The organism is Autumnicola psychrophila (assembly GCF_031846645.1).
Taxonomy (GTDB): Bacteria; Bacteroidota; Bacteroidia; order Flavobacteriales; family Flavobacteriaceae; genus Autumnicola; species Autumnicola psychrophila.
Genome location: NZ_JAVRHN010000003.1, coordinates 1 through 13,490 on the forward strand (window position 1 = coordinate 1; position 13,490 = coordinate 13,490).

General features: G+C 36.4%; 15 protein-coding genes and 1 tRNA gene. 7 read left to right on the forward strand and 9 right to left on the reverse strand.

The genetic code is table 11. The features are described 5' to 3' along the window. Positions 1-46: 46 nt before the first annotated feature. Positions 47-265 carry a hypothetical protein gene (locus tag RM541_RS04190; protein ID WP_311498972.1) on the forward strand — a complete coding sequence of 73 codons (219 nt, stop codon included), beginning with the start codon at positions 47-49 and terminating at the stop codon, positions 263-265. A gap of 169 nt (positions 266-434) precedes the next feature. On the opposite strand, the gene RM541_RS04195 is transcribed toward RM541_RS04190, so the two are convergent. Then, on the reverse strand, positions 435-551 hold the full coding sequence (locus tag RM541_RS04195; RefSeq protein WP_311499283.1) for a DUF302 domain-containing protein: 117 nt from the start codon (positions 549-551) through the stop codon (positions 435-437). Between the two features lie 509 nt (positions 552-1,060). Next, a tRNA-Met gene (locus RM541_RS04200) sits at positions 1,061-1,134 on the reverse strand. Between the two features lie 184 nt (positions 1,135-1,318). Between RM541_RS04200 and RM541_RS04205 the strand changes: the two genes are divergently transcribed. Together RM541_RS04205 and RM541_RS04210 are read left to right on the forward strand one after the other, a co-directional pair. Then, positions 1,319-1,705, forward strand: a complete 387-nt coding sequence (locus RM541_RS04205; protein ID WP_311494611.1) for an START-like domain-containing protein — start codon at positions 1,319-1,321, stop codon at positions 1,703-1,705. Between the two features lie 52 nt (positions 1,706-1,757). Then, on the forward strand, positions 1,758-2,603 hold the full coding sequence (locus RM541_RS04210) for an aminotransferase class IV (RefSeq protein ID WP_311498973.1): 846 nt from the start codon (positions 1,758-1,760) through the stop codon (positions 2,601-2,603). On the opposite strand, the gene RM541_RS04215 is transcribed toward RM541_RS04210, so the two are convergent. The 5 genes from RM541_RS04215 to RM541_RS04235 all read right to left on the reverse strand — a co-directional run bounded on the left by RM541_RS04215 (position 2,600) and on the right by RM541_RS04235 (position 7,123). Continuing rightward, complete coding sequence (locus tag RM541_RS04215) at positions 2,600-3,160, reverse strand: YqgE/AlgH family protein (RefSeq protein ID WP_311483623.1); 561 nt, start codon at positions 3,158-3,160, stop codon at positions 2,600-2,602. The two genes, RM541_RS04210 and RM541_RS04215, sit on opposite strands and share 4 nt — an antisense overlap. Positions 3,161-3,278: 118 nt before the next feature. Next, the gene (locus RM541_RS04220; protein ID WP_006990442.1) at positions 3,279-3,551 is read right to left on the reverse strand and encodes an HU family DNA-binding protein; all 273 of its coding nucleotides are present in this window, start codon (positions 3,549-3,551) and stop codon (positions 3,279-3,281) included. Between the two features lie 181 nt (positions 3,552-3,732). Continuing rightward, positions 3,733-4,680 (reverse strand): methionyl-tRNA formyltransferase, encoded by a 948-nt coding sequence (gene fmt / locus RM541_RS04225; RefSeq protein WP_311498974.1) that lies wholly within the window; start codon positions 4,678-4,680, stop codon positions 3,733-3,735. Further along, positions 4,677-6,581: a RecQ family ATP-dependent DNA helicase gene (locus tag RM541_RS04230; RefSeq protein ID WP_311498975.1), complete on the reverse strand. Its 1,905-nt coding sequence runs from the start codon at positions 6,579-6,581 to the stop codon at positions 4,677-4,679. Before RM541_RS04230 ends, fmt begins: the two co-directional genes overlap by 4 nt. 2 nt (positions 6,582-6,583) lie before the next feature. Further along, the gene (locus RM541_RS04235) at positions 6,584-7,123 is read right to left on the reverse strand and encodes an AAA family ATPase (RefSeq protein ID WP_311498976.1); all 540 of its coding nucleotides are present in this window, start codon (positions 7,121-7,123) and stop codon (positions 6,584-6,586) included. Positions 7,124-7,207: 84 nt separating this feature from the next. Here RM541_RS04235 and RM541_RS04240 point away from each other — a divergent pair, with 84 nt between their 5' ends. The 3 genes from RM541_RS04240 to murA all read left to right on the forward strand — a co-directional run bounded on the left by RM541_RS04240 (position 7,208) and on the right by murA (position 9,574). Then, positions 7,208-7,498 carry a DUF493 family protein gene (locus tag RM541_RS04240; protein WP_311498977.1) on the forward strand — a complete coding sequence of 97 codons (291 nt, stop codon included), beginning with the start codon at positions 7,208-7,210 and terminating at the stop codon, positions 7,496-7,498. 111 nt (positions 7,499-7,609) lie between these two features. After that, entirely contained in the window at positions 7,610-8,242 is a 633-nt protein-coding gene (locus RM541_RS04245; protein ID WP_311498978.1) for a DUF4290 domain-containing protein, read from the forward strand. Between the two features lie 15 nt (positions 8,243-8,257). Continuing rightward, positions 8,258-9,574 carry a UDP-N-acetylglucosamine 1-carboxyvinyltransferase gene (gene murA, locus RM541_RS04250; RefSeq protein WP_311498979.1) on the forward strand — a complete coding sequence of 439 codons (1,317 nt, stop codon included), beginning with the start codon at positions 8,258-8,260 and terminating at the stop codon, positions 9,572-9,574. 80 nt (positions 9,575-9,654) lie between these two features. On the opposite strand, the gene RM541_RS04255 is transcribed toward murA, so the two are convergent. After that, positions 9,655-11,127 (reverse strand): TonB-dependent receptor, encoded by a 1,473-nt coding sequence (locus tag RM541_RS04255; protein ID WP_311498980.1) that lies wholly within the window; start codon positions 11,125-11,127, stop codon positions 9,655-9,657. Positions 11,128-11,755: 628 nt separating this feature from the next. Then, complete coding sequence (locus RM541_RS04260) at positions 11,756-12,514, reverse strand: hypothetical protein (RefSeq protein ID WP_311498981.1); 759 nt, start codon at positions 12,512-12,514, stop codon at positions 11,756-11,758. A gap of 755 nt (positions 12,515-13,269) precedes the next feature. Here RM541_RS04260 and RM541_RS04265 point away from each other — a divergent pair. Further along, positions 13,270-13,455, forward strand: a complete 186-nt coding sequence (locus RM541_RS04265) for a hypothetical protein (protein ID WP_311498982.1) — start codon at positions 13,270-13,272, stop codon at positions 13,453-13,455. The last annotated feature ends 35 nt before the right edge of the window (positions 13,456-13,490 follow it).

Genomic DNA, 13,490 nt, shown 5'->3' on the forward strand with positions numbered 1-13,490 from the left:
TTTACAACGGCGGAAGCTGGAAGAGCCTTAATAATAAAATTGGATCATGATCAACAGGGTTTTTAGCAATTGGACCTTGATACGCGCTGCCTATCTTTTAATTGGAGTATGGGTAATTGTACAAAGCGCTTTGGAGGGTCAGTTGATCGATCTTATTCTTGGCGCCTGGCCGGCTGCAATGGGATTATTTGCATTTGGTTGTGCATATGGAAATTGCTCCACAGGAACCTGCGAGGTCAAATCTGATACAAATCATAAAAATTAAAAGTTCTCCTTTCAGTTAATTAGACTGCTTGAACACAAAATCAATAAATATAGAACCCGGATTTCTGTTGAGAATCCAGGATTTTTTTTGTGGAATTTTAAAAAGAGGTAGATTAATTTAGCCGTTCAATCACTGCTTTGAGCTTTGACCGAACCTCTTTAGCCATGTTTCATAATTCCTCATTCTCTATTGCTGTCATGGAGGCTACGAGATCTACTGCAGAAACTTCAGTTTTTCCTAACTCGGTCTCCTGAACAATTACATTATATGGCAGCAGGGTACCGATCTAGTTTTCTGCGGAAATTGCTTATGCGCCATCTGCGGATTACGAGCCCTAGGATCCTGTACTTCCAAAAATCAACATCCAGCTTCTTTTTAAAGTTTCCTTTACATCAATTTTGGTAAGGATTCCGAATCCTTCTTATTTTAGATCGATCCTTTGTAACTTTATCTATTGTCTCTTCAAAGGAATCGTTGAGGACTTTTAAAAATAATATATCACAATTTATTTTATAGATTTACTGTTAATTAGCTTCTTTATCTCCATTAAAAAAAGCAGTAGACAAAACTTCTGCATTGCGACATTTATTACTGGTAAGAGCAAAATTTTTGGATAGATTATTAAATAGTACCCAATTTGGCCGTTAAACCATAATATTCAGGTGATTTTAGAAGTTTTGGAATGTATTTCCTATAAATATAAATAGAGATAAAAATATAGCCTCTTCTGTACTTATTCTGTACTAAGTAAAAAAATTAAGGCTTCCGATTTCTCGAAAGCCTTTACTTTTCTAGTAGCGAGACCGAGATTTGAACTCGGGACCTCCGGGTTATGAATCCGACGCTCTAACCAACTGAGCTACCTCGCCAAAATTCGAAAATTGCCAAATTCTACCATTAGCCTTATTTCCGAAGCGTTTACCCTCTGTGCAAATGCGGGTGCAAATATAGAAACAATTTGAATTGGCGCAAACAATAATTTCCAAAATATTTATTTTCTTTTCTTTCTATCTTTATAATTAATATCTATATTGGCTCAAAACCAAAAAAACAATGGAAGAAAAGATCAAGTACGAAATGGAATTTCCTATTCATGCTTCTCCATCTTTACTATATCAATATATCTCTACACCTTCAGGTTTGAGCGAGTGGTATGCCGATAATGTCAATTCTCGTGGAGAAATTTTTACATTTATCTGGGAAGGCAGTGAAGAAAAGGCGAAGCTGGTAAGCAAAAAGAGTGATGAACGAATCAAATTCAGGTGGCTTGAAGAAGAAGACACACCATATTATTTTGAGATAAGAATCCAGGTGGATGATATCACTAAGGACGTTTCTATTATGATAACAGATTTTGCTGAAGAAGGAGAAGTGGATGAAGGAAAAATGCTTTGGGAAAATATGATTTCAGATTTGAAACAGGTGCTTGGTTCAGTATAGTATTCCTGATTAAAATATTACCTTTGCCCCGTTCTAAAAACGGGGCTTTTTTATGATCAATTTAAACGGAAACTTAGTTGGAGAAGAGGACGCAACCCTCTCAGTTTTTAATCGTGGATTTGCTTATGGCGATTCAGTTTTTGAAACTGTTAGAGTGATAAACGGAAATATAATGTTCTGGGAAGATCATTATTTCCGGCTAATGTCTTCAATGAGAATTATGCGCATGGAAATTCCTGCTTCTTTTTCTCCGGAATTTCTAGAAGAAGAGATCCAAAACTTAGTTAAAAATAACAATTTAGATAATTTCCCCGCCAGGGTTAAACTTGCCGTTTTTCGCGAACAGGGTGGTTTTTACAAACCCACCACCAGGGAAATAGGGTATACCATTATCGCAGAAGAACTGGAAAATTCATTTTACCTTTTAAATGATGACTCTTATGAAGTTGAGCTGTTTAAGGACCATTACATTAACAGCGGAATCCTTTCCAGCGTTAAAACCAACAACAGGGCTATAAACGTTCTTGGAAGTATTTATGCCAGTGAAAATGATTATAAAAACTGCCTGCTTTTAAATGAGAACAAAAGTGTTGTCGAAGCCTTAAACGGAAACATTTTTTTGGTGAAAAATAATGTTATAAAAACACCGCCCATTAGTGACGGTGCTCTAAACGGCATTACCCGTAAACAGCTTCTAAAAATAATAAAAGAAGTTCCGGAATTTCAATTACAGGAAACTTCGATCTCTCCTTTTGAACTTCAGAAAGCAGATGAACTGTTTATTACAAATGTTGTTGTAGGAATTCAGCCAATATCAAAATACAGGAAAAAAGAATATGCCTCTAAAGTTTCAGGAGAACTACTTTCTAAACTGAATGTAAAAGCACGACTAGGTTAGTTGTAGCTGGGATTTTCGGGTGCATTGCACCATAGGAGATATTCCCCTCCAAGCTGAAGCATTTTATCTTTCCAGAAAGAATCGTAAGGACGTTCTATAAGACCTGTCTGATCCTCGTTTGTAGTGACGATCCAGGAATGCGAATCAAGTTCCGCATTTAATTGGTCGGCATCCCAACCGGAATATCCCAGGAAAAATTTTATTTGGTTTTCATCAATCATTTCCCGGTTAACCAGTTCCTTAACCGCTTCAAAATTACCGCCCCAGTAAATACCATTGGCGATCTCGATACTATCAGGAATGAGATGAGGTACTTTATGTATAAAGTAAAGATTATCCTGTTCTACAGGACCACCGTTGTAAATTTTAAACGAGAACTTAAGTTCGGGAATAAGATCCTTAAGAGTGAAATCGAGAACTTTGTTCAGAATAAATCCTACAGATCCGGTATCGGAATGATTAGCTAACAGCACCACCGATCGGTTAAATGCCACGTCCCCGATTATTGTAGGTTCTGCTACAAGCAGGTGCCCTTTGGCTGGTTTTAAAGCTATCATAATGGGTTCTTTTTAACTAATCTAAGTATTTATTTAAAAAAATCAAATGATTATGCCAATTTTCTAATAAAAAAAAGCCTCCCATGGAGGCTTTGATTCTTTTTCCTAATATAAATTATTAGTTAACAGCTTTTTGAAGATCTGCTCCGGCTTTAAATTTTACTACGTTTTTAGCAGCAATTTTTATAGTTTTTCCAGTTTGCGGGTTTCTACCTTCACGAGCAGCTCTTTTTGATACAGACCAAGATCCAAATCCTACAAGAGATACTCTATCTCCTTTTTTAAGGGATTTCTCTACATTTTCCAGGAAAGACTCTAAGGCTTTTTTAGCAGCTGCTTTTGAAATACCAGCATTTTCAGCCATTGCGTCGATTAAATCAGTTTTGTTCATAATGTGAAATTAAAGTTGTTGGTTAAACATTCTGTTACATTGCTTTACAAATTTATATGGATTTCCCGGCCACGCAAGTAATATCAAGGGAAATGCAGTTTATTGTTAATAACTTTGGCTTTTTGTTAACAAAGAAGTCTTGCAAAAATTGATTTTTTATGATTTCAGCAGGCATAAGGCCTCAGAGCATTTTTGCTTCAGAATTGAAACTGAAACCGTTTAGCAGGTCATGAATTGCCATTTTTCTCTTTCCCGGAAGTTGCATTTCACCAATTTGAAGAAAACCATCAGGTGCTGCGACTTTCAGTTTTTTATCATTTAATAATATGGTGCCCGCCGGCAATTCATGTAAATCTAATATTTTTTCCGCTTCAAAAATTTTCACCTTATATTCTTCTGAAGCATTTTGCAGGATGCTCCATGCAGCAGGATAAGGGTTTAGACCTCTTATAAGGTTATGAATCTCTGCTACTGGTCTCTCCCAGTTAATCTTCGTATTCTCCTTTGTGAGTTTAGGTGCAGGTTTTAAATGATCATTTTCTTCCTGCAAAGTAGTTTTTACTTTATCACTTTTTATAAGTTCCAGTGTCTTCAAAATGAGATCAGCCCCACTTTCCATTAATCGGTCATGCAATACTCCTACATTTTCATTTTCTCCAACAGATAATTGTCGTTGAAGGATCATGGCACCGGTGTCTATTTTTTCATCTATAAAAAATGTAGAAACTCCTGTTGTTTTATCGCCGTTAATGATACTCCAGTTAATTGGAGCCGCGCCGCGATATTGGGGCAGGAGCGATGCATGTAAATTAAACGTGCCGTACTCGGGTAAAGCCCAAACAGACTTTGGCAGCATCCTAAATGCCACTACTACCTGCACATTTGGTTTGAGTTGCTGCAATTGCTGCTGGAAATCTTTGGATTGCAAATTTGTTGGTTGCAGTATCTTTAGATCCTGCTGCGATGCATATTTTTTTACGTCGCTTTGCTGAAGTTTTCTTCCCCTTCCGGCAGGACGATCTGGTGCTGTAATTACTCCGACCACGTTGTAACCGGCTTCAATAATTTTTATAAGGCTGGTCACCGCAAATTCTGGTGTACCCATAAATACGATTCTAAGGTCTCTCATTTCTGAATGATTTTATATTGGTTACTGCTGGTTCGCGTAATAATTCCTTTTTCGATCAACAGCTGTAGCACTTTTAAAACATTTTTCTCAGGAAAGGAAATTTTTTCTGTTAGTTCCCGGGATGACAAATCTTTTTGTTTTAAATGAAAAGCGAGTTCTTTATATATACTATTCATTTCTTTCCTGGAAAGCGGAGTGCTATGCTCAAGGCAGACAGAACATATCTTGCAGGGTTTTTCTGTCTTTTCTCCAAAATAGGAAAGTAATTGAATGCTTCTGCAAACCTCTTTATTATTAATATAATGAAGAACAGCTTCAATTTTATCTTTTTTATTTTTCTGGTGTAGCCGGATATATTCCGCTACGGGATTTATAGTGGTATCGTCTTCCCGCGGAACAAGAAAAGTAACAGCAGCGTCCTGTTGGGAATGGGTGAAATCTATAACTTCATCTCTTTCCAGCTTTTTAAGAATTTCTATTGCTTTATCTTCAGGGATGGAAGCTTTCTTGCATATTGAAGCAAGACCAACATTTATCTTGTTTTCAAAAATTCCGCCATAGGTCCTCAAGATGGATTTAACAATTTTATCAGTAGCTTCATTTTCCTGAAGATAATGCGTAAGCCGATTGGCAGTCACTATAAACTGTATCTCGGTTTTCTTTTGAAATTGTTGTGAAAGTCTTATAATGCTGCAACGATCCAGCATTTGAAGCGTGTTATAGGTTTTATGCGAATTCAGGTTATACTGGGAACAAAATTCAGAAAAGTTAAAATCAAAATTTTCATTCGCACCCTCTCCGTAGGCTATCCTGAAATAGGAATTTAGTTTTTTGTAAACCAGTTTTACATCTTCAACGTTGGGAAGATTTACCAGGAATTGATTTTTAAGTATTGGAATATCGCCGGTATTGGTAATAATCGTCGAAACAGCCTGTCTTTCATCTCTTCCTGCGCGTCCTGCTTCCTGAAAGTAACTTTCCAGGCTTTCGGGAAGATTCAAATGGATTACCTGCCTAACATCAGGTTTATCGATACCCATTCCAAAGGCCGTAGTGGCCACCATTATGTAAAAATCGTCCCGCAGCCATTTTTCTAGTTTGTCGGCTTTATCCTCATTCTTTAATCCGCCGTGAAAAGCTTCAGCGGTATAGCCGCTTTTCTTTAGATGGTCTGTAATTTCTATAGTCGCGTTCCTGCTACGAACATAAATAATGGCAGTTTCTTCTTTACTATTCAGGAGTTGAGATAGCCGATAAAATTTATCTTCAGCATTCAGAACGTTGTAGGCAATATTTTCCCTCTCAAAAGAACGTTTTATTACCTGAGCTTCTGGCATCAGCAGTTCTGTCTTCATATCTTCTATCACTTCTGCAGTGGCAGTGGCGGTTAAGGCTACAAAAGGAACTTCGGGTTGAATGTCCCGCAAAATGGCAATATTTCTGTAAGCCGGTCTAAAATCGTGACCCCATTGGGAAATACAGTGCGCTTCATCTATGGCAATAAGGTTAACATGCATCTGCCTGATGCGCTCCTGGACAAGATCCTGCTGCAAACGTTCTGGTGAGAGGTACAGGAATTTATAATTTCCATAGATGCAGTTGTCCAGGTTTTTATCCAGATCGTTATAGCGCATACCGCCGGTGAGGGCCATAGCCTTAATGTTCTTGGCCTGTAGCGCGTTTACCTGGTCGTTTATAAGTGCAATTAAAGGTGAAACCACAATGCAAATCCCTTCCTGCATAAGTGCGGGAATTTGAAAACAAACTGATTTACCACCACCTGTGGGAAGCAGGGCAACCACATCTTCTTTGCTTAGCAGGGCTGAAATTATTGGCCATTGCTGCGGCCTGAATTCTGAGTGCCCCCAGAACTTCTGTAGTATATGTTGTGCTTCCTGCAATTTTAAGATCCTAAATTATTGAGGATAAAGTTAGCTCTTTCCTCAATACTGGCCTCAGGTACCAAAATTGGCTGGTAACCATAAGATTTATAGGTGTTATTTAGATATATGGAAATTTTGCTTGCCTGGTCAAAGGATTCATAACGCTCATTGTCACTCTTATAAATTGCTCTCCAGGGTGGCAGAATAAAGATTTTATCGTACTTATACTTACGAGAGGGCTCCACAAACTCTTCCGGATAATCCGTGCCAAGATAATCCATATATGCAGTGACATCCGGAATTCCACGGTCTATAAAAATAATTTCTGAAGGATTCTCTTCTGCTTCACGAAACTGATCAATTCGTCCCTCCATAAGTTTCCTGCTAAAAAGTAAGGGATCCTCAAGGAATAGTTGTTCAATTCCGTTTAGTTGTGCCTCGCGTATAACATCTCGTGAGATTTCATGAAGGCATTTATAATTCAGTTCTTCAAGATGATGAACGATTGAAGATTTTCCAGTACCCGGACCACCGGTGATAATAATTTTTTTCTTTTTCACACTGCAAATTTCGGTATTTGAATTTGATTATAAAAATGAAAGCATTCCTTGTATCTTTGCAATACTAAAATGAAGGGAAAAATTATGAGTGAAGAGAAAAACGAAGAATTTTACGATAAATTAAAGACGCAATTACAGGATACATCCTTATGGCCATCAGAATATCTTTATAAATTTATTGTTCCTACTAATGCAAAGGAAATAAAACAAATAGAATCGATATTTGACAATTTGGGAGCAGTAATTACTACAAAAAAATCCAAGAATGGTAAGTATACCAGTGTTTCCATTAATGTAAGGATGAAGAATCCTGATGCCGTAATCGAGAAATATAAAGAGGTTGGAAGGGAAGTAAAAGGCGTGATTTCACTTTAAAATCATCAGGCAAATAAAAGCAAGTTATTTACTGTCTTTCCTGAATTAAATTTAGTATTTTGCAAACGTTTAAAACTTCTGCAATTTTTTATTACCTTATAAATTTCAAATTTGACAAACGCATTAGAATATAACTCTGAAAGGAGCCAATTAATTATTCCTGAATACGGTCGCCATTTGCAAAAAATGGTTGAACACGCCGTAGAGATTGAAGACGATAAAGAGCGCAACAAAGTCGCCCGATCCATTATTGCGGTTATGGGTAACATGAATCCGCATCTAAGGGATGTACCCGATTTTCAGCATAAATTGTGGGATCAGTTATTTATTATCAGTGATTTTAAATTGGATGTAGAGTCACCTTTTCCCAAGCCTTCCAGAGAAATATTGGAAGAGCGACCAGAACCTTTAGCGTATCCTCAAAATTTCCCGAAGTATCGTTTCTACGGAAATAATATTAAGCGGATGATAGACGAAGCCAAGGAGTATGATGAAGGTCCATTAAAAGATGCTTTGGTTTTTACTATTGCCAACCATATGAAAAAATCCTTTCTTAACTGGAACAGGGATACGGTTGACGATAATGTTATTTTTGAACATCTAAAGGAGCTTAGCGGCGGGGAATTGAATCTGAAAAACTCTGACGAGGATCTTAGTGATTCTTCCAATCTACTGCGCGGAAGAAAGAAAAGCACAAAGAGCAATTCTAAAAAACCAACTAAAAAGGGCCGTAAACGCTATTAAAATCGATAATTATACATGGGATCTTTCCAGATAGAGGGAGGGCAACGGCTAAGTGGCAGTATTCAGCCACAGGGTGCAAAGAACGAGGCTCTCCAAATACTTTGCGCTGTTCTGCTCACCTCAGAAAAAGTTACAATAGAAAATATTCCTGATATTCTGGATGTAAATAAACTCATTCGGCTACTTTCGAATTTGGGTGTTAAAGTAGAAAATAGAGGGGAGGGAAGCTACACTTTTACAAGTGATGAGCTCGACCTGGATTATTTACAGAGCGAACAATTTAAAATAGACGGTAGCGGATTAAGGGGTTCTATTATGATCGTTGGACCTTTACTGGCGAGGTTTGGAAAAGGTTATATTCCAAGACCTGGCGGCGATAAAATAGGAAGAAGACGTCTTGATACACACTTTGAAGGTTTTATTAAGCTCGGAGCAAAATTCAGGTATAATAAAGAAGAACGTTTTTACGGGGTGGAAGCACCCGAAGGCGGCTTAAAGGGCAGTTATATGCTGCTTGAAGAGGCTTCAGTCACCGGGACTGCCAATATTGTAATGGCAGCTGTTCTGGCTAAAGGTATTACAACTATTTACAATGCTGCCTGTGAACCTTATTTACAACAACTCTGTAAAATGTTAAATTCCATGGGTGCCAAAATAGGCGGCGTGGGATCTAACCTTCTAACTATAGAGGGTGTGAATGAACTGGGCGGATGCAGTCATCGGATTTTACCAGATATGGTAGAAATAGGATCCTGGATCGGGCTTGCTGCAATGACCAGGAGCGAAATAACTATTAAGAACGTGAATTGGAATATGTTGGGTGTTATTCCAAATACGTTCAGAAAACTTGGAATTACTATAGAGCAGCAGGGGGATGATATTCACATTCCTGCACATACCAATGGATATGAGGTGCAAAATTTTATTGATGGTTCTATAATGAACATTAGTGATGCTCCATGGCCTGGATTTACGCCCGATTTACTGAGTATCCTGCTTGTTGTTGCCACACAGGCAAGAGGAAGTGTGCTTATACATCAAAAAATGTTTGAGAGCCGTTTGTTTTTTGTGGATAAGCTTATAGATATGGGAGCCAAGATTATTCTTTGTGATCCGCACAGGGCCACGGTAATAGGTCATGACTTTAAATCTACTTTAAAGGCTACTACAATGAGTTCTCCGGATATTCGTGCCGGAATTTCTTTGTTAATAGCGGCTTTGTCTGCAAAAGGAACCTCGGTGATTCATAACATTGAACAAATTGACCGCGGTTATGAGAATATTGATGAACGTCTAAAAGCAATAGGAGCCAAAATTGAGCGGATAACTTAAAACAACAAATATCAATTAAAAAAAGCGAGGGGCTGAAAATTGCAATTTTCAGCCCCTCGCTTTTAATATATCCATATGGATTATTTTATTTCTGCTTTTTCGGTTTCTGCTTTTTTCTTATTCTCTTTATAATGAAAAAGGTTTAGTTCTTTAATCATAGAAGCCGTGTTCTCAGGGAGCATTTCCTCCCAGCCTTCTTTGCCTTCGCTTATCATCTGGAGGATTTCGCGTGAGTAAATATCCAGGATTTCAGGGTTATAATTTTCAATATCTTCAACCCTGCCATTGTATTTAAAGAACTTGTACAACTCCTTCATTCTTGGATGTACTTTCATATCGTCACTCGTAGTAATCTTTCCTGTTTCAGGATCTTTGAGTGGGTATAAATAAACCTTCAGGTCTTTAAAGAATAGTTTTCCGAAGGCTTCGAGTATTCCGCCGCTAAGGTGTCGGTAGTATTTTTCATCAAAAACGTCCACAAGGTTATTTACACCCATAGCAAGTCCCATTCTTTGCTTGGAATATCTAGAGAAATACTCAACAACTCTGTAATACTCCTGGAAATTGGAAATCATTACAGTCTGTCCCAGGGAACAGAGCAATTCTGCACGATCCATAAAATCCCTTTCATCAATCTCCCCTTCGGCTCTAAGGTTGGAGAGAGTGATTTCAAAGATCACTTCAGTGTTCTCTTCAGAAACTTTATTCTCTCTGAGGAAAAGTTCCAAAGATCGCTCATACATGTCCATATTCACCTTTGTTACCGGACGAAAGCTTCCTCTTAACGCAAGAATGTTCTTTTTGTAAAGAATTTTGGCTGGTAAAACATTATTCCCGTCAGGAGCGAACATCACAGCGTCTGTCATTCCGTTTTTAACCAGTTGCAGACTCATAAGTCGGTTATCCACATTTTTAAAACGTGGTCCCGAAAAGTTGATCGTGTCAATTTCTATCTGATCTTTATCAATATGATCGTAAAGGTATCTCAGTAATTTTTTTGGGTTATCATATTTATAATAAGCTCCGTAAATAAGGTTTACTCCAAGTATCCCTAAAGTATTCTGTTGATGGCGGGCGTCATTTTCATGAAACCTTACGTGAAGGCTGATCTCGTTGTAATCTTCGTCTGGACGCACCTGGTATTTGATCCCAACCCATCCATGACCTTTATACTTCTTCGCAAAATCTATAGTTGCTACAGTATTTGCATAGGTAAAGAAAAGTTTATCGGGATGTTTTTCGCGGGAAATCCTTTTTTCGATGAGGTCTATTTCATGGCTAAGCATCCTTTTAAGTCGTGCTTCTGTAACATATCGGCGATCATCTTCAACTCCATAAATTGCATCACTAAAGTCCTTGTCATAAGCACTCATAGCTTTTGCTATAGTTCCGGAAGCACCACCGGCTCTAAAGAAATTCCTTACTGTCTCCTGGCCAGCACCAATTTCAGAGAAAGTTCCATAGATATTGTCATTTAAATTAATGCGAAGTGCTTTGCTTTTTATAGAAGGAATATTTTCAAATTCCTTGTCGCCCATTATAGTAATTGGCATAATTTTTCTTTTAAATGAATTTCATTTTCGTGCCTACCAAAGGTACTAAAAGAGGGAGGTAAACAAAAAAATATAATTACTTTTGTGATAAAAGTAATAATATATTGTAAATATACTAATAATAAGGTTTATCAGGATTGTGTAAAACAATTAAAAAATAAGTGTGAAACAATTAAATTCTTTATCATCTTTCTTGACTCCACATTATCAAAGGGTTTAGACCTCCTTTACTTCGAAACTAGATGAAATAGATTATCAATTAAATATTTCTTAAAGTTTTAAGGAGGTAAAAATTTACTACAGAAGAGGCTCAAACAGAAGAGAACTAAGACCTAAGCACCAAGAAAAGCTAATATAGAGCACCTCAGAATGGTCAGATAAGCTCGAAAGAACCATCCTAAGCCTTAACAGGATTACCTACCTCAGATACCCTCTAAAAACCTTAGGGAAATCCTTAAGGCAAAAGTTAAAAAAGTCACCCTCTCTTTCACCTTCTTTCCACTATTTAAATGAGTTTTTTAAAAAACTAGTCGTGACAAGTGGCTTTTTTAGATAGATCAAAGCATCAAAAAAAATTGCTTTGCTAATTTAAAAGATGAATATAATATGACTTCTATTCTTACAGATATTAATTTCTGCACGCTTTAAAATCTAAAAAAATTTGAAAAGGATAAATTCTTACCTTTCGCTCACCAACATTTCCCATTTCCACAAACAGATATTTATCATTGTAATATAGAATCTCCGAATTTTTTGTGTTGTAGCCCTCCTTGCCCAGAAAGCAATAGACATTTTCAATGTTGGTCATATTTTGAAGACTACTTTTACTATTAATAAAAGAAAAGCCATTTAAAAAGAGAAACAATCCATAAGTTCCTATGTACAGCCCATTAACTCCTTTTAGAGCATTCATTCTTAATCTATTCTTTTGTGGTATCAAGAAAGAGTATAAATAATTTAATAGAGTAAAACCTGTTAGAATGAACATTTCCATTTCCAAAGGATATTTACCCACTTTTATAAGCACAGGAATATGTATTATAGTTAAGAGCACTGCCATAATCCCATGGGGAATTTTTCCTTTTAAAGTTCTACTCCATAAGAAATAACAGAAAAGCAAAATTAAAAATGGAAAAATCATTAACAATCCATCTGATACCATTTGTGTTCCACTAAAGAACTTTAGAAAGCTAAAATTAATATTCAATAAATAAATCACCTGAAAAATGCCTCCTAATAAAATAGGAATTGACGAAAGAAAAGCGATGTTTTTTTTTAAAAAGATCACGAATCTTTGAACGGTAAGAACTACATCTTCCTCATCTGATTCTTTCTGTAAAGTTCTAGCTAGCTCTAAAATTCTATCAACACTATTTTTTTCTGCCATCTTTTAATCAAATGTGTCCTTTTCTTCCGAATGATTGGCAAATGAAAAAGAATTTTATTAGAAGTCTTTTTTAAACTGATATTGGTCTTTATGCTATTCGTTACCAATGGTTTATCTAATTTAAAATAAAACTTCCTTTACACGAAAAAAATGTTATTTTTCTGAAATAAAATCAACTAGGATACCAATATCCCTTTATTTCACGTCTATAAACATCAGGAAACTTTTTATGGCTACCTAAAATTAAATTCCTAATTAAATTCCTAATGCTGTTTATCTGGAATCCCTATGGCAGATATTATGCTATAAGTGGACATAGTTCTGAACGAGTGTTTTACAACTACATCAAAGCAGACCATCTACAAAAAAGCTTAAAAATTGCTGAGTATGATTTTTTCAAAGAGTAGTTTTAATTCTTAACAACTTCCAACCTGACGTTTTTCACCTTAACTTATCTAGTTTAGAGGAATTTGACAACCTTTTCTCTATATCGTTATGTTAATTTTAAGAAATTTTCTTATTAAAGTTCCTACAGAATTTGTTAAAATCTGTTTAACTTATCTAAGTTTAATTTCTTTCCTCTCATTTTCAATTAATTATCTTTTTTGTTAATTTTTTTAGCTGTTAATGTGCTCTTGCCCAGTTGCTTGAACCAAAAAAAGCAGCCATCTTGCTACCATAAGAAATAGCGCTATCTCTTATAAATTTTTAAACAGGAATGAACCTGAAAAATGTAAAACTAAAATTTATAACAGATGAAAAATTTAATGAATGAGGGCACATCGATAGATGAGCTAGTGGAAAGGTTACGTGAAGTTCTGAATGAAATAGAAGGACTTCAACAACCTTTTAAAGAGAACCAGGTACTATGGACGAAAGAAGAAACAGCTGATTTTTTTCAGGTTTCCCTCCAAACATTACACAATTTGGAAAAAGCATAAAATACTAATTCCAATTAGAGTGGGAACTAGGGTAT